The organism is Lishizhenia sp. (assembly GCF_057456495.1).
The window spans coordinates 15,734-32,301 of the sequence record NZ_JBVCPV010000007.1; the positions used below are offsets into that span (position 1 = coordinate 15,734).

Sequence of the window (16,568 nt, forward strand, 5' to 3'; positions counted from 1 at the left end):
GTTTGATATTTTCTTAAAGTATTAGCTTACACTAATTTTTCTGGTTCTAAGTACAAGTCACCACCTTTTTCGTGGAATTGTTTTGACTTTTCTTCCATACCTTTCTGTAAAGCTTCATCTTCTGAAATTCCGTTTTCCTTTGCGTAATCTCTTACATCTTGAGAAATCTTCATAGAACAGAAGTTGGGTCCACACATAGAGCAGAAGTGCGCCACCTTAGCATTGTCAGAAGGCAATGTTTCATCGTGGTATTCTCTTGCTGTGTCTGGATCTAAAGATAAGTTGAACTGATCTTCCCATCTAAATTCGAAACGCGCTTTAGAAAGTGCATTATCTCTGTGCTGTGCTCCTGGGTGACCTTTCGCTAAATCTGCAGCGTGTGCCGCTAATTTGTAAGTAATCACACCGTCTTTCACATCTTTCTTGTTCGGTAAACCTAAGTGCTCTTTTGGCGTTACGTAACACAACATCGCACATCCAAACCAACCAATCATTGCTGCACCAATACCTGAAGTAATGTGGTCGTAACCTGGAGCAATGTCAGTAGTTAGTGGCCCTAATGTGTAGAAAGGAGCTTCATGACACTCTTTCAATTGCTTGTCCATGTTTTCTTTAATCATGTGCATTGGCACGTGACCAGGACCTTCAATCATAGTCTGAACGTCGTGTTTCCAAGCAATTTTTGTCAATTCACCCAATGTTTCTAACTCACCAAACTGAGCAGCATCATTTGCATCAGCTATAGAACCTGGACGTAATCCATCTCCTAAAGAGAAAGCAACGTCATAGGCCTTCATAATTTCACAAATCTCTTCGAAGTGTGTGTACAAGAAGTTTTCTTTGTGGTGAGCTAAACACCATTTCGCCATGATAGAACCACCTCTAGAAACGATACCTGTAACACGGTTTGCCGTCATAGGAACGTAACGTAAAAGTACACCTGCGTGAATCGTAAAGTAATCTACCCCTTGTTCCGCTTGTTCAATCAAAGTGTCTCTAAAGATCTCCCACGTTAAATCTTCTGCTTTACCATTTACTTTTTCCAAAGCTTGGTAAATTGGAACGGTTCCGATTGGAACTGGAGAGTTTCTTAAAATCCATTCTCTTGTTTCGTGGATGTTCTTTCCTGTAGAAAGGTCCATGATGTTATCAGCACCCCATCTACATGCCCAAACTGCTTTTTCTACTTCTTCTTCAATGGTAGAAGAAACTGCAGAGTTACCAATGTTGGCATTGATTTTCACCAAGAAGTTTCTACCAATGATCATTGGCTCACTCTCAGGGTGGTTAATGTTGTTTGGAATAATAGCTCTACCTGCAGCGATCTCATCACGTACAAATTCTGGAGTAATTTTTCCTTGTGGAGTATTCGCTCCGAAACTATTTCCTGGGTGTTGTTTTGCTATTTCTGTTGCTTCATCAATACGTTGGTTCTCACGAATGGCAATGTATTCCATTTCTGGTGTGATGATACCTTGTTTGGCATAGTGCAACTGTGTAACATTTTTACCTGCTTTTGCACGTAACGGTTTTTTCAAATGCTCAAAACGCAAGTGGTCTAATGAAGGGTCGTTCAAACGCTCTTTTCCGTAGTCAGAAGAAATTTCTGATAACTCTTCAACGTCACCTCTCTTTAAAATCCATTCTTGGCGTAAACGCGGTAAACCTTTTTTAATATCGATTTCTACATTAGGATCAGTGTAAGGTCCTGATGTATCGTAAACTGTAACTGCTTCGTTACTTTCTTTCTTAAATTCTCCGTCAGCAAACATAGGTTTAGAGTCTGTTAACTCTATCTCACGCATCGCAACTTTGATGTCGTGAATTTCACCTTTTACGTATATCTTTTTTGATGCTGGGAAAGGATCTCTAGAAATCTTTTCATCAGTAGTAGGTACTGCTTCTCTCTTCATATTTCCTATGCTTTATTGTTTATTTTATGCTAACCACCCGCCGTCGCAGTGATTACCATAATACTATCTTGTTCATTAATATTTTGGGTCGCCCAATTTGATTTAGCAACAATAGAACTGTTTAATGCCACGGCAATTCCCGTTTTATTATCCATGTTTCTTTCGGCTAAAAAATCTTGAATGTTTTGAGCCTTTGTTTCTATTTCAGCATTGTTGAATTTTACCTTCATGGCGTAAACTTCTACGTTTAAAATAAAGTTTGCTTAAGATAAGCAAAACAAATTAAAATCAGCTTGTACAGAAAAAGAGGGGATGCCCAAAAGAGGAGATGTCCATGCTTTTCCTTTCGTCGGTATTAACCGCATCAAGTTCTGAGGGTTTGTCTCAATCCTTAATAAATAAGGATACCCCTAAAGCTGAGGTACAAAGATAAGTTTTTTTAGAAGATGACAAGCTTGTGACTCACAAACGAGAAGAAATTATTTACGTTTGGCAATTCTAATTTGTTGCCCAAACCCCAAATAGGTATCCTCCCATTTAATAACGTAATTAAAATTAGGGTTTCCTGTGTAAACATGAAATGAATTACCGTCGAATTCTATATACTTTCCATAGGAAGAAGAAACACCACTAATAGTTTCTTCTAGGGTGTAACTACTAAACAGTATAACATCGTCGTAAACTTCATACTTGGGTCTGCCATCACCAGGATAAGTTAGTGAGTTGAAACCTATTTTGTTCGAATTATTTCCAATTGGAATTAATTGATTGTTTTCATAATCGATTTCTGCCAAACGAAAAGCCCCATCGTTAAATGAACCCGAAGCTAGAATTTTATCCTTGTATTTAATAAATTGATAAAATTTATTTGTTCCATTAAAGTTTAAGGTATTCCAGGAGTGGTTAGCCTGGTTGCTAAAATCAACTTGCATTAACTCATAATTAATATCTATAACGAAAAAATTAGCGTTATGCTCTGTGACTTTTCTAATTTGAGAACCCGGTTGTGAATTTGGAAATTCACCGTTGGGAGTTATATTGGGATTAAGATAATCAACCAAGATTTGGCCAGAACTATTGGTAGCGAGAATAACTACTTCACCATTCATTTCTGTGAGCTCTTTAATATTTCTGTTGTGTGGTAAACTTGCTCCGGTTATTGTTTTGTTGATAGGGTTGTAAATGAGTAAATTTTTATAGTTGTTACCATTTTGAATGTCTTTGAACTCAAAATTTCCGTAAACGTAATAAAGACCATCGTGTTTTAGAACCCCAGCGGCGTATTGCCAATAGGACAATTGAATGTCTGAGTTGATTTTAGCTGGATTAAATTCCTTATCAACAAAGTATAGGTTGGCTTGTTGGTTAAAGTTATCTTCGTACACATACATGAGTATGTTTTCTAATACAATGGGAGCATGAATTTTGTGATGAGTATTGGGAAGACTGTCGGGAAGATATATAATCTCCCAATCTTTAGCATAAGGACTTATTACTTCCTTTGTAATCGTCGATTCAACGTCTATTTCTTTCGTGCAGGCACTACTGAGTAAAATAAGTGTTAAAACAGAAAGGACTTTACTTAAAGCGGATGTTGAATAAACCAAAGGAGAAATAAATTTCATAATTCAGATTGTTTTTTAAAAAATAGTGTGAGGCGTAATTAAAAGCTAAGGGATTCATCTTTCGAATACTGTAGTCACCGGAATTCTGTGGTATCAACCACCTTTCAGCTTCTTCCTGTAAATTGTTTTTGTCGGCGAGAAAATTAATTCTCGCACCAACTTCCATAAAGTGTTTTTCTTTTACAATATAACGTTTGCCCAAACCGAGTTTAAATACAATTGAACCCTGTCTAAAGCTACCTGTTTCGTTATAAATAATTCGTCTGTTCTCGTCTTTAAAATCTATTGTTCTATTAATTTTTGAGTGAACTAAACTGTACTGTAATCCAAGGGTTAGCGCTGTGTTAAAAGGTATACGTTTGAACCCAAATCTGAAACCTAAACCGAAATGAAAGAAGTTTGGATTGAGTTGGATGATATCAGGTCCTTGATAATAATAACCATCTATTTGTGTTAAAGCAGACTGGGTAATACTATTTGATGGGAGTTTTTGATACCCTAAGGAAAAATTTAGCCCCAATCGTTTATTGGTGTGCCTATGATAATTTAATCGTATTCCAGGTAGTGTAATAGAACTATCTTGAATACACGATATATCGTTAAGAATTATTGGTGATTTTGTATTTGCAATTAAGAGCTTTTTCCAAAAAATAGAGTATATCTGACTTTGATTTATTTTAGAAAGAAAAGGTAAATTAAAATTTTGGTTGAGTTCTATACTCCAAAAATTTATATGTACTGATTTTTTAACTTCTTGCCCATAGCTTATAGGAATCACTATGGATAGTAAAATAAATAGCTTGATTTTTAATATCATGTTTCTTTCTTTTGTTACAACCATATACCTCATACATTTCAATGGTTTTGAACTTCAGATTATAAAGGAGTGAAGTGTTCAAAAACTTGTTGGTTTCATCATTTTTAATGTGTCTAGCTATAAATTGGGGATATTAACTTTACCCGTTCAGCATTGAGAGATATTTTATGTGAAATTTGAGTGGTATAAATTATTTATCCAATTGAAAACTTAAAAGACTTCCCCCACCCGTTGCCAATAAATAATATTTTTCATTGAAATATTCTAGATCTCTAATTGCATCAGTAGTCCTTAACAAGATCTTGAATTCATCTTCTTCTAAATGCATTAATAAATCTCTGAAATAATAACTTTCACTTGTAGCATTCGCTTCATCCATAACTGTATTGGTAACAAAAGATCCGTAGATAAATAATTCCCCGTTGATAACTTCAAACCTTGGAGATATATTATGGTTGTTAAAGGATGAAGAAGCTAAATTAACATTCGCGAAATATTCTAGGTTTTGTATGTATGGAATTTTACCGGATAAATAAGGACTAAAGCTATTAGCACTTGTATTCAAACGAACGATGTGATTAATTTCTCCATTAATATCAAGTTCTCCTAAGGCAATGATTTCTCCTTGGTACTCTACGACATCTACGAATAAATCATCCATGCCCTGATTCATGGCTGTCCAACTGCCTGCACCATTGGTTTTGTAATACAATTGCCCTTCACGGTCGATTACAAATAAGGTGTTATTGAAATTTCTAATCTTATTGACATTGGTAGTAATCCCGTTAAAAGGATTGTTGCTACCTCCATTGATTACATTCTCATAGGAAAATTGTTGTGAACCTTCTACACCGATGGCATATACATTATTCTCTGAAGTCACGAAATTCCTTAAGTATTTATTGTTTGAAACAATGAATTTATAATTGGCTTTAACCAAGTTTTCGGCGGGAATATACTGGGCGTAAAGTTTGCTATCATTGAATGTCTCCTCATGTTCATATTCTAGACCACCAATTAGATGGAAAATACCATTTTGATAAAGAGCATCCGTGAAAACAGAACCGTTATATTGGGAAATCCTATATTCTTGTGCTACAGATTGAATTTCATTCGCTGTATTTATAGTTGAAACGCTGTGGTAAGTTACATTAACGTCATATTCTGAATCACCTTTGAAGAATTGATATTGATGTGCCAACACGAGTTGATTACCGTCTGTAGCCAGTGCTGCAATGGGTGAAGTATTAAAGATATAGTCTGCGTGTTCAATCGTATAATCAATTTGCCTGTAATATTCTGGGTAGGTTTTTGGGGTGATAATTTCCTCTCTACATCCAAATAGAACAAGCGAGAAAAAAATTAGGAAAGGAACTTTATGCATTATAAATTATTTTTTTGAAGTCCTAGTTTTAGGTAGAAATGTAAGATGTCGTATCGTAAGAAGTCTTGATTGAATTTGTTTAAATTACTTTTCGTACTTAAAATCCCCTCATTAATGTATGTTCCTTCTTCAAATTGAAACTGGCTGCCTCCAAAAGCGAAAAACTCAAAGTTGAGTTTAAAACCATAATCCAAAATTAACTTGTCACTTATCGCACGAATAAAGCCCCATCCGATTTCTGCACCTAAAATTTGTGAGTGAGTAGAAACAGGATCATAGGTTTTGACGTAATCATTGAAGGAAACACTAGGAGTAAGTAAGAGTTCTCTATAAATTTTTGATTGAATGTAATTGTAGCTTAAATTGAATAAAAAGTAATGGCCTAGACCTGTTTTGCGTTTAAAGCGTTTGATTCCGAAATCTAGTTTTACCAAATCATTTTTCACCCGAGTAGATTCTATGTATTGATGGTAGATATAGGTGGCGACTCTGTTGGAAGATTCAAGTTCTGTATGTTTTAAACCTGAATAATTTAACCCAATATTTAGACCTAATTTCTTTGTGATTCCACGGATATAGTTTATTGAATATACAGGAGTATTAAGAGCCTTTATTGACTGGTAATAAAGACCCGTCATTTGTTCAGGCATGTTGGTGAAATAAGGAGAGAAACCTTTGAAGGCAATGGGGTTATAATTAATGCCAATTGTAAAGGTATTCGTTTTCAATTGCTGTGCATTACTTAGAAAAATGCATAGTGAAAAAGAGCAGAATAGAAAAAATCTCATAAAGTTTTTTTGGGTGTATATGTAATCAAAAATCTGGGTTAAGGAGTTTATCCAAAAATCTTGAAAATTTCTTTATTTAATACCTACACTGGCAAAGCCTATATTGAAGTAAAATGCAATTCTTCCACATCTATCAATTAAATAATTGGCTGTTGTAGATTTAAAATGATCTTTGAATACAGTTCTATCACCTTCCTGTTTATAAAATTCAGAGCCTTCATTTTCTTCCATTGCATTCTCAGAAAAGAGATTTACGGAAGTAGGGTAGTATTGGTAAGAAATTCCCCAATCAATAAAAAAGTTGTTTCCTATAAGTTTGGTTTTCCCCCAGGTTAACTTTACACCAAAATTAGTCGCATTGCCACTTAAATCTAGATTTTTGAGTGATGAGTTCTCCGAATCTGTTAATACAATGTTGGTTGAACTATACAATAGATTTAAACCAATATACCCCCCAAGAGGTGCGTATTTTTTATGCCTGCGAATACCTAAGTCCAATACGCGTTGATGAGAAGAAAAATAACTACTAGTGTAACCATTTTCAAAATTGGCAATAGTATAGACGTCATATAACTTTTGATTACTAATCTGCGCGAATAACTGCATTCTTTCTCCCAGTTTATATGTTGCTCCGAAGCGTAAAGAAGGAAGGGTTATTGAAGTCTCAGCATTAAGGTTATATTGACTATCGTAATAGTTTGGGTCTCTAAATCCTTTTTGTTCTACCCCTCCAAAAATGCTGAAAGATTGGAAGTTTTGGGCCGTAGAAGTCTGTAGTACGAATAAAGTTATAAGTGCAATTATGATTCTCATGTAGTTAAATTAGTATCAGGTAAAAAAATCCTTGAAGCTCTAAATATATATTTTCTTGAGGAAATAGAGAAGGAAAGTCTCTAATAATCTTGAAGTTGAAAAAAAATCAGGTTTCAGCTCCCTTATCCTTGTGAAATTTATATATTCGCTTTTCATCCAAATAACAAATGAAAAACTTATTAACCTCTTTATCTACGCTGTGTCTACTTTTTCAAGTATTTGCGCAGGACGTTGATTTCAATAATTACAAACCACTAAAAGCAACCGGTGAACTACCTAAAACTTTTGGTTTAACCTATGCCGATAGAGTCGCAGAAGCGAGTTTCCAAAACCTTGATTTAAGTGGTGAGGAACGTCAGTATTTTATTGAAAGAAAATCTTATTCTATCGATCACTTATTGCACTCTGGATTAGTGGTGTATGGTGATCCTTTAACAGAACACATTAAAGAAGTAGCCTCTAAAATATTGTTTAACGATACGGCTCTTTTTAATGATTTGAGCTTTTATACTTTCCGTACGAATGAAGCCAATGCCTTTGTTACTTCAGATGGAGAAGTATTTGTTACCATAGGACTAATTTCTCAACTTACCTCTGATTACGAGTTGGCTTTTGTATTGGCCCATGAAATTAGTCACTACGTAGAAAACCATAATGTTGAAGGTTTTAGAAAGGAAATTGAAATAGAAGAATCTATCAACGGAAATAATTTCGACAGACAGATTAGAGCCTTAAAAGCATACTCAAAGCAACACGAAATTGAAGCAGATGAGTTAGGTTTAAAACGTTACTTAGAAGCTGGTTTTCCACTGGAAGAATTGGTGAATGTTTTCGATATCTTGGCTTATTCTTATTTACCGATTGATGAAGTAGCTTTTGAAAAGGAATATATATCTGGAGAAAATGCTTTTATAGATGAAAGTTTGATGCCTACAGATATCAATGAAATTGAATTTGACGAAGATTACGACGATACTTACCACTCTCACCCTAACATCAGTAAGCGTAAAGATAACTTTGATGAAGAGTTATTGGAAAAGTACATGGACTTTGAGCCAGAGCAAAAAAGAACGTTCAATGCAGAAGATTTCGTAGACATTCGTAGAATGGCACGTTATGAAAGAGTGAACAACTGGTTATACCATTCAGATTTTTCAAATGCAATTTACGAGATTTATATCCTAGAAAATAAGTACGGAAGCAGTTACACGTTCGATTGGATGAAGGCACTTTGTTGGACAAACATTGCTGTTCATGCAAGTCAGGGAAGTAAGAGAGATTTGTATGCTGACTTAGACGAGATTCAAGGTGAAAGCTACACGGTTCATTACCTAATGAAGGAAATGTCAAAAGACCAGTTAGTGGTAATGGCAATGAGAAACTTGATTGATATCCGCAACAAGTATCCTGAAGACAAGGGAATAGAACAAGTTTATAAGAATACTGTAAAGCAGTTGGCTAGACGTTTTAAATCTTTGGATGAGTTTTACTACGATAAAATCAGCGTAAACGATTCAACGGGAGAAGTAGCGGAATCGCCAGAAGTTGATGCTTACATGGATGAAGACTCTGAAGAATTTAAAGCCTTGAACAAATACGAGAAAATCAAGCAAAAGAAAATTAATGCGAAATACGCCAAAGGTGTTGATGAATCTGGAGAAGCGAGTTTAGACTCTACAGACTTCCATTTATTTGCTTTGAAAGATGTTGCCAATGATGATGAGTTCTTGAGACTATTTAATGAGTTGCAGGATCTAGTAGATGAGGATGAATTTGATGAAGATGACGAAGAGAAGGCTGCCGTTGAAAAATTGGTCTTTGTGGAGCCTTTAGCATCTGTTGTTAAAAGAAGAAGATTCTCTTACGAAAGAAACGAAGATGTGAGAAGAAACTTAGGTGATGCGGTTGTTGGATCTGCTCAGTCTTTAGGTTATCAAACGGAATTGTTATCGAAATATAACATGCAAACACTTGGTACGGTAGGTTATAACTCTAAGGCCATGTTCTTGCGTTATTTCTACATGTACTCTGACGCTTCAATAAGTGATTTAATAAGTCCTGATTTCTTGGAGTTAGAAGAATACAAAAGCACATCAGCAAATACAAACATTGTTTTTGCTTACGTAGATTACAACAATAAAAGAAAGTATGATTTAATGATATTTGCCTTTGCCTTTGATTTGGCAACCAATACATTAAAAGAGATTGAGGTAGATACATACAAGCAATACCCACACGTTCCTGTATTGAAGTTGGCATATTACTATGTCTTTGAGAACTTCGGGAAAACAGAAGAGGATGAAGAATAAGCTTGAATGAAGAAATTAAAAAAGGAGAATCCGTTGTGATTCTCCTTTTTTTATGCTGTATAACTCTTAAGGATTATATTTCCAGAGTCCAGAATTGTAACGATTAATAATATAAATTTCATCGTTAAAAACTGCTATATCTTTGACTTTAATATCTGAATCAATCATTATTAATTCGTTGTCTATAACTTCTAGTAAATAGTCATCGTATTTATATTGTCCATTTACTTTAAAAGGGAAGTAACCCCAAATGAATAATCTGCCGTTGCTTACTTTTACGTTGGTATAGTCGTCAGAACCCGTAATGAATTGACTCAAATCACTGTTATTGGTAATCAGCGAAGTTGTTTGAGTTGAAGAAATAATTTCAATAATATGGAGGTTATCGGTGGTATTGGCAAGGGCGCATAACTTTCCTTCATATTCAAATACATTAAAAAATTCGTTGTTCACGTTGGTGTAGTTATTCCAAGTGCTATTAGTCGTGTTGTACTGCAATAATTGATAGTCGTTGGTAAGGGCAAATACCATATCGTTAACGACAAAATAATCCCTAAAACTAGCATTGTCATATAGCGGTAGTTGGGAAAGTCCCGAACAGGTAATACATGCTATCGTTTTGGTTTGGTCTTGTTTTGCTTTAAAAATTGCATACAAGTCTTCTTGGTATTGAAGAATTTTAAGAACCCCTGCAAAGTCATCATTAGAACTGATTAATCCGAGTTCTTTTGTGCACGTGTTGGTAACAGGGTCATAGTAGAAGGCATATTTTTTTTCAGAAAGGTCCGAATTTGCTGTTTCGTAGTTTAAGAATCCATACACCATGATTTTATCTCCAAAAGGAAAGAATCCATTGACCATTTCGTCTAATGAAAAAACGCTGTAGTCGGTAGAATATAGTTCCTGTATTCCGAGTGTTGAATCTTGACTAAAAGGTGTATTAATCACACGAAAGCCGTCGAACATAGACTTACTGCCAACACTACCATAACTTCCTAAATAGAGTTGACTTCCATAAGCTCCTAAACTCGAAGCATAAGTGCGATTTATATTTTCCTGAACAGGAGAGGTCAGAACTACGTGTTCCCAGGTCGTAGGTATTAATTCAATTGTACTTTGAGAGGGAGTTAAAGTATTGTCTTTCCTACAAGCAGAAAAGAAAAGCGAAAGTACAAGAATGTTGAAAAAACACTTATTCATACCTAAATTTTTGGAATCCAATTTTTATGTACAGTTTTAGAAATTCTGTAGAAAGTAATTTTTTGTTGAGGTACTCTACATTATTCGCAGAATATCCAGGTATAAAACCTTCAGCATTAACGGTATTCTTTATCCAATCGCTGTTGTAGGTGTTTTTTGAAAATAAAAACCAAAAAGGGGAAATGTGAAACCCATAATCTAAAAGGAAATGATCACTAATCATTCGCGTAGTACCCATTCCAAAATCAATTCCGTAAAGTATGCTTTCATGATGTTCAGGGTTGAATACTTCAGTATGTTGTATAAACTGACTTCCAAAGGTAGATTTTCTATATATGGAATTAGTTATAAAAGCAGTATTAAAATTCGCGTGAATATAGGTGCCCAAAGGAGCCTTTTGAAGGAAGTATTTGCATCCGATTTGAAGTTGTAAAAGATTGCTGCGTAAGAAGTTGCTGTCTGAAAATGTGTAATTGAGTCCATCAATAGGTTTCTCTTGGATATAAGTGTATGCTGTGTTTCCTAAGGCTCTCCCAAGTAAAGTGACTTGAAGTTGTAATTGACGACTGAGGTTTTTCGAAAGATGAATACTAAGCCCTAAGGGAACGTTTTCCGGGGCTTTGTAAAATCTTGTTTTAAAGTCATCATCATTATCAAAATCATGAATAACGCTTAAGGGTTTTTCTATACCTACACTTAGGTTGAAACTTTTAATATGATGTGTTGATTGCCCCCAACACACCCCTGAACTAAAAAGTAAAACAACAAAGCTTAACTGTAATTTTAAAAGGAAAGATGTGTTTCTTAAAATTGACATTTTAGAAGGTTAGTTTGGCTAAAAATTTACCATTAAAAACAGCACCATAAAGTTCTCCGTTTATTGAAGCAATATCAACAATGTTCATCTCGGTATCTATGATTTCTAAATTTCCGTCTTTGTATCGTGTTGTTGCGTATTTGAAGTCATAATTTCCTGAACTATTCTTTATGTACATCTTCCCCATTATATAAATGTCATTGTTAACCACTCTTACTTTCGGAACATTTTCGAAGTATTTGTCATGATCAAAGGAAGAGTTGAAGTTCTTAGATAGATAAGCCATAATATCAGAGTTCGGAGCCAATGGCTCTAGCTGATTGTTGTTGACATAAGCTAAACTGTAACTTCCATTGTCAAAAGATCCGATGGCGCAAAGATTATTGTTGTATTCAAACATGCGTACAACGGTGTCGGTTTGTGCCATGTTAATGCCAGAAAAGGATGTGCTGTTTGCTACATCGGAATAGTAAACTTTACCTTGATACGTTTGAAGGTAGAACATGTCGTTGACTGCTGTAACGTCGTGTAAATTAATGTTCAGAATATTCGGATAAGGACCTGAGCTGTTAGAACAACTCAAGCAATTTAAGTCATTGGCATAGGCTTCTGTAAATGCCACAACCTCTCCTTGATATTTCATCATAGATTTTACGGCATCCGCGTTAGTTGATAATAGGTTGGTCCCCTTGTTTAAAGTATTGTTGGCAGTATTATACTTAAGATAAAGGTAATCGTCATCATCATACTTCATATCTCCACCAAAATACACGATACCATCCTTTTCTTGGGCATCCGAAATGAAGTCGGAATTAAAATCGGTGTTATCTGCATTGTAAAGAGGACCTATATTGTTTTCGGGGATTATTAAAGTGTTGTTATCTGTTAAAACGATAATCTCAGGTCCACTGCTGTATTTGTTATTTTTGGTGATGTAGAGATTATTGTCGAAAGCAAACAAATGCCTTATAAATTCTTTATTGTAAAAAAAGTCTTTATGGATAATTTCAAAAGTTTTAGCCCCCGTATAATTGTTAGGGTGTTCTCCTAGGGTACTGTCAATTTTCTTTCTACATCCAACCAAAGAAAGACAAGCTAAGAATATGATTTTTGTTAAGTTTTTCATTAGATGTTGAATTTAAAGATGCCAAGTTTGAGGTAAAACTGAAGGTATTCTGCGTTGATAGTTTTGAATTGATGGTAATACATGTTACTAGTAGGGAAATAATCTTTTATTTGATTGTTGTAAAACACTTTACTGTTCCAATTTTTGTCATAGGTTTTATCAGATAAACTAAGGATAGGTTTGCTGTAACGTATTCCGAAATCGGCATAAAAGCGATCTCCAATCACTCTTCTTTTTCCCCATTCTAAGGATAGTCCAAATGCAGAACTTGACACTTTGACGGGGGCATAGTTATAACCTTCGTAATGAAAGGAAGATTCAGAAATGGTTGTTCTGTAAACATCAGAATTTACAGCGTAATAATTTGCATTTATTTTAAAATATCCTCCGATTGGAGTTTTATTAAAGTAGATTTTTAATCCCACACCGGTTCTTATAAACGCCGAATACAAACTGAATTCATCACTTTTTTTTTCATAGACCTCTGAGTCGTATAGGTACTTCTGGGTTTCGATATAACGATCAGTATACGTGGGTAGGTGATGATAAGCAAAATCTAAAGATAGTGCTAGTTTTTTAGAAATGCTGTACTCAACACTTGCTAAAATACCAAGCGGTAGAAAGAATTCGTCCTGTTGATAAGGTCTAATTTCTCCAGCCGGTGTGTTTGTCGAAAAAATATTGGATCCTTTATTTCTTTTCCTAAATCCAGATTCAAGACCTAAATCAAAAGACCATGCTGATAGGTTAGTACTTTTCGTAGTTTGAGCGAAGGTTAAATGCATGCTGAAACAACAGATGAGTAATAGAAGAATTTTGATGTTTTTCATTTTGAGTGTATTCAAACCATTTTCCTTGGTTTTACTTAATACTGGAAACATAAAGTGGTAATTACAATTAGCAGCCTCGAAATTAAGGATTTTTAATACATCCGTAAAGAAGGAGTAGGAATTAATAGGGGCAAATCAATAATAAATTGTTAATTACCAATGTACTTCCAAAGATTATCCACGCTGTGGCTGTTAATAATTAGAATGTCTCCATTTACAGAAATCACATCTTTTATAGGAATTGCAAGGTTGTTTTCGATTACCACTAGCTTGTTTCCAACGTACTCTAGAAGATAATTATCATAATTGGTAGTTCCTCCTACCTTAAAAGAAAAGTCGCCAAAAATGAATAAACGTCCTTCACTTACTTTTACTTTTATTTTGTAATCATTCATGGGGATGCTGTAGAAGTGGTCATCATTTATTGCGATTGGGGCAATTGTTCCTGAATCCGTAATTTCAATAAGGTGATTGCTATAGTTCGCCCAGTTTCCCAATGCACAGGTCATATTGTTGTACTTAAATACATACAAGGTTTGATAATTATTTAAATTTGGAGTGTACAATTGCCATAATGAAGTTGCCTCTTCAAAAACTACCAATTTATGGTTTCCTCCTATCGCATACAGTTGATCATCAACAGCGAAAACATCTGAAAAATTCTCTGAAGATATATCAGGTAAGCTTGTAGATCCATCACAACTTATGCATATCAGTTTTTTTTGATATTGCTCATTTTCGGTAAAGGCAATCAATTCCCCTTTGTAGGTCATTAGTTTGTGAACCTTTCTGGTATCAATGTTATTAAAAAAATGGTTTTCTTCTACTTTGTTTTCTTCTATGTTATAAGTGAAAAGCATGGACGCTTCGGTATTATTTGAAGTGGTGTAGTGCAAATCTCCCCAAACATAAATTTTGTTTTGGAAGTAATGCATTCCACGTATTAAACTTTTGTAGGTAAGGTCATTAATGAATAATTTGTCAAAATCAGCATCAATCGTATCTGGTAGATAAGCGTTATTTAACACTTTAAAGGCTTCGTCCAAGTTTGTAATATCATCATTTGTTCCAGAGAGGTACACTTGTCCATCATGTGAAAGTAAATAGTCATAACTGGGATGGTCATCGTAAGTTTGACCAACATTTTGAACGGGGAGGTGTTGCCAGTTTCCTTGGAGTTTTAAAAAGCTGTTATTGGTGAGCTGGTTGTCCTCTTTGTTACAGCTTAATAGAAAGAGACACATACTCATTAATAAAAGGATAAATCTGATCATATATTTAAGTTTTGTAATCCAATTTTTACATAAACTTTGAACCATTCTTTCGCAAATGATAGTTTATTTAGGTGCCTTAGATTTTCTTCTGAATATCCAGGTGAAATTTGATTGAAATTTATAAAGTCGAGTAAGTATTCGGTTTTGAAGGCTGTTGTTGGTAATGGGAAATAGAATGCATGTATTGTCAATCCGTAATCGACAAAAAAACGATTGGAAATCACTTTACTTTTACCTATTCCAAAAGAAAGGTTTAGCATCTTATTCTTAAGGTGATCGCTGCCAAAAGTACTTTTGGATGAACTGTAAAAAGAGGTGATGGAGGTCGACCGACTTATGCGATTGTTAAGTAATGAATAAGCGACACCGAAGTGGAAATAAAAACCAAGTGAAGCTTTTCTTGAATATTTCTTTAAACTTAAATCTAAACGATAAAAATTTCCAGTAATAAAATGTGCGTCTTTGTAAGTATATTTTACACCATCTAATGTCTGAATGAATTCGGTAGAAAAGTTACTGTTATTTATTTTTCCTGTAGATGCATTTACCTCAACGGCTATGGATTTGGAAATATTTCTGCTTAATCCTAGTCCGTAAACAAGCTTGATTGAATTCCCACTTTTCTCCATGTTTATGGAGGGGGCAGAATCGATTTTACCATTAGGGAATAGGGTGTTTTCTATCGTCAAATGAATCGTTGATTGTTTTAATTTTTTTTGTCCATAACTTTCAGAGCAAAATAAAAGCAAGAGTGCAAATAGGAAATATTTCATAGCATGGGTTGATTCATTAATGGATTCGAAATTAATTAAATTAAATGGGAATTCGTAGATCTTCTCTTTTTACGTTATTGAAGATCCCTTAAAAAAGTGAAAGCTACCAAAGAAAAAATTGTTTTGTTTAAAGAAGTATTTGACGTTAACTTGCTATCATCAATTTAAATACCATGAAAACCACACTATTACTATTCGTTTCAGTTCTGTTTCAGTCATTACTTTTTGCTCAAAATATTGGACCTAAGTTAATTTGGGGAGAAAACAACAACACTTTCGGAGAGTATGCCAAGGCCTATGCTTTTGGTACTGATGTAGTTTTGATTTCTAAAAATTTGTCAACCACAGAGGGTCGGTATATTGTAATGGACGAGAATCTCGATACGCTTGCAAGCAAGGCATATACCTACAGTGAACCTATTTTTTTTACTGAAGGAAAAGCAATCAATGATAGCGTTTTTGCAATTTCGGGAACCACGACAGCCTCAGCCAACCAACATGCTGCATTTGTTTTGTTATTGGATAAGTATGGGAATCTTAAAAATAACTTTGTATTCGATAAAATATCAGATCAAACAGATGCCAACTTAGAGGTGTTTAACGATAGTACATTTATCTTTTCTTATTCAAGTAACGATACAGAGCTTACAACCGTCATGATGCGCCTGGATGGCTCAATACTTTGGACGGATAGAAGCTCCATAACTGGATATATGAATTTAGGTGATATTACTTACGATGGGGGGAATAGTATTTTTTCCTTTCAAAGTTTGAATACAGGAAGTAGATTGGTTGAAATGGATACACTAGGTGTAAAACAAAGGGCGGTTGAAATGGATAATGTAACGGATCCAAGACAAGTTTGTTTCTTTCAAGATAGTATATTCCTTTTAGCCGGA

At 34.6% G+C, this 16,568-nt stretch carries 15 protein-coding genes and 1 riboswitch; of the genes, 2 read left to right on the forward strand and 13 right to left on the reverse strand.

Annotation, left to right across the window (positions count from 1 at the left end):
* Nucleotides 1–26: 26 nt before the first annotated feature.
* The 7 genes from thiC to AC22ZQ_RS01215 form a co-directional block, all read right to left on the reverse strand.
* Nucleotides 27–1,913 (reverse strand): phosphomethylpyrimidine synthase ThiC, encoded by a 1,887-nt coding sequence (gene thiC / locus AC22ZQ_RS01185; RefSeq protein WP_318956744.1) that lies wholly within the window; start codon nt 1,911–1,913, stop codon nt 27–29.
* A gap of 29 nt (nt 1,914–1,942) precedes the next feature.
* Nucleotides 1,943–2,143, reverse strand: a complete 201-nt coding sequence (gene thiS / locus AC22ZQ_RS01190) for a sulfur carrier protein ThiS (protein WP_318956745.1) — start codon at nt 2,141–2,143, stop codon at nt 1,943–1,945.
* A gap of 94 nt (nt 2,144–2,237) precedes the next feature.
* Nucleotides 2,238–2,335, reverse strand: a riboswitch (TPP riboswitch).
* A 57-nt stretch (nt 2,336–2,392) separates the two neighbouring features.
* Nucleotides 2,393–3,538, reverse strand: a complete 1,146-nt coding sequence (locus tag AC22ZQ_RS01195) for a hypothetical protein (RefSeq protein ID WP_318956746.1) — start codon at nt 3,536–3,538, stop codon at nt 2,393–2,395.
* The gene (locus AC22ZQ_RS01200; protein WP_318956747.1) at nt 3,492–4,355 is read right to left on the reverse strand and encodes a hypothetical protein; all 864 of its coding nucleotides are present in this window, start codon (nt 4,353–4,355) and stop codon (nt 3,492–3,494) included. Before AC22ZQ_RS01200 ends, AC22ZQ_RS01195 begins: the two co-directional genes overlap by 47 nt.
* A 190-nt stretch (nt 4,356–4,545) precedes the next feature.
* Nucleotides 4,546–5,739 (reverse strand): hypothetical protein, encoded by a 1,194-nt coding sequence (locus AC22ZQ_RS01205; RefSeq protein ID WP_318956748.1) that lies wholly within the window; start codon nt 5,737–5,739, stop codon nt 4,546–4,548.
* Nucleotides 5,739–6,527 carry a hypothetical protein gene (locus AC22ZQ_RS01210; RefSeq protein WP_318956749.1) on the reverse strand — a complete coding sequence of 263 codons (789 nt, stop codon included), beginning with the start codon at nt 6,525–6,527 and terminating at the stop codon, nt 5,739–5,741. The genes AC22ZQ_RS01205 and AC22ZQ_RS01210 overlap by 1 nt, the downstream gene beginning before the upstream one ends.
* Nucleotides 6,528–6,599: 72 nt before the next feature.
* A complete protein-coding gene (locus tag AC22ZQ_RS01215; RefSeq protein WP_318956750.1) occupies nt 6,600–7,340 on the reverse strand; it encodes a hypothetical protein in 741 nt (246 codons plus the stop codon).
* Nucleotides 7,341–7,507: 167 nt separating this feature from the next.
* Here AC22ZQ_RS01215 and AC22ZQ_RS01220 point away from each other — a divergent pair, with 167 nt between their 5' ends.
* Nucleotides 7,508–9,649 carry a M48 family metallopeptidase gene (locus AC22ZQ_RS01220; RefSeq protein WP_318956751.1) on the forward strand — a complete coding sequence of 714 codons (2,142 nt, stop codon included), beginning with the start codon at nt 7,508–7,510 and terminating at the stop codon, nt 9,647–9,649.
* Between the two features lie 66 nt (nt 9,650–9,715).
* Here AC22ZQ_RS01220 and AC22ZQ_RS01225 read toward each other — a convergent pair whose 3' ends face one another.
* The 6 genes from AC22ZQ_RS01225 to AC22ZQ_RS01250 form a co-directional block, all read right to left on the reverse strand.
* On the reverse strand, nt 9,716–10,849 hold the full coding sequence (locus AC22ZQ_RS01225; RefSeq protein ID WP_318956752.1) for a hypothetical protein: 1,134 nt from the start codon (nt 10,847–10,849) through the stop codon (nt 9,716–9,718).
* The gene (locus AC22ZQ_RS01230; RefSeq protein WP_318956753.1) at nt 10,842–11,666 is read right to left on the reverse strand and encodes a hypothetical protein; all 825 of its coding nucleotides are present in this window, start codon (nt 11,664–11,666) and stop codon (nt 10,842–10,844) included. Before AC22ZQ_RS01230 ends, AC22ZQ_RS01225 begins: the two co-directional genes overlap by 8 nt.
* 1 nt (nt 11,667) lies before the next feature.
* Nucleotides 11,668–12,792, reverse strand: coding sequence for a hypothetical protein (locus tag AC22ZQ_RS01235; RefSeq protein ID WP_318956754.1), 1,125 nt, complete (start codon nt 12,790–12,792; stop codon nt 11,668–11,670).
* Entirely contained in the window at nt 12,792–13,673 is an 882-nt protein-coding gene (locus AC22ZQ_RS01240) for a hypothetical protein (RefSeq protein ID WP_318956755.1), read from the reverse strand. The genes AC22ZQ_RS01235 and AC22ZQ_RS01240 overlap by 1 nt, the downstream gene beginning before the upstream one ends.
* Nucleotides 13,674–13,771: 98 nt before the next feature.
* Nucleotides 13,772–14,896: a hypothetical protein gene (locus AC22ZQ_RS01245; RefSeq protein ID WP_318956756.1), complete on the reverse strand. Its 1,125-nt coding sequence runs from the start codon at nt 14,894–14,896 to the stop codon at nt 13,772–13,774.
* The gene (locus AC22ZQ_RS01250) at nt 14,893–15,669 is read right to left on the reverse strand and encodes a hypothetical protein (RefSeq protein ID WP_318956757.1); all 777 of its coding nucleotides are present in this window, start codon (nt 15,667–15,669) and stop codon (nt 14,893–14,895) included. The genes AC22ZQ_RS01245 and AC22ZQ_RS01250 overlap by 4 nt, the downstream gene beginning before the upstream one ends.
* Before the next feature lie 173 nt (nt 15,670–15,842).
* Between AC22ZQ_RS01250 and AC22ZQ_RS01255 the strand changes: the two genes are divergently transcribed.
* On the forward strand, nt 15,843–16,568 hold a 726-nt coding region (locus AC22ZQ_RS01255; protein ID WP_318956758.1), incomplete at its 3' end, for a hypothetical protein.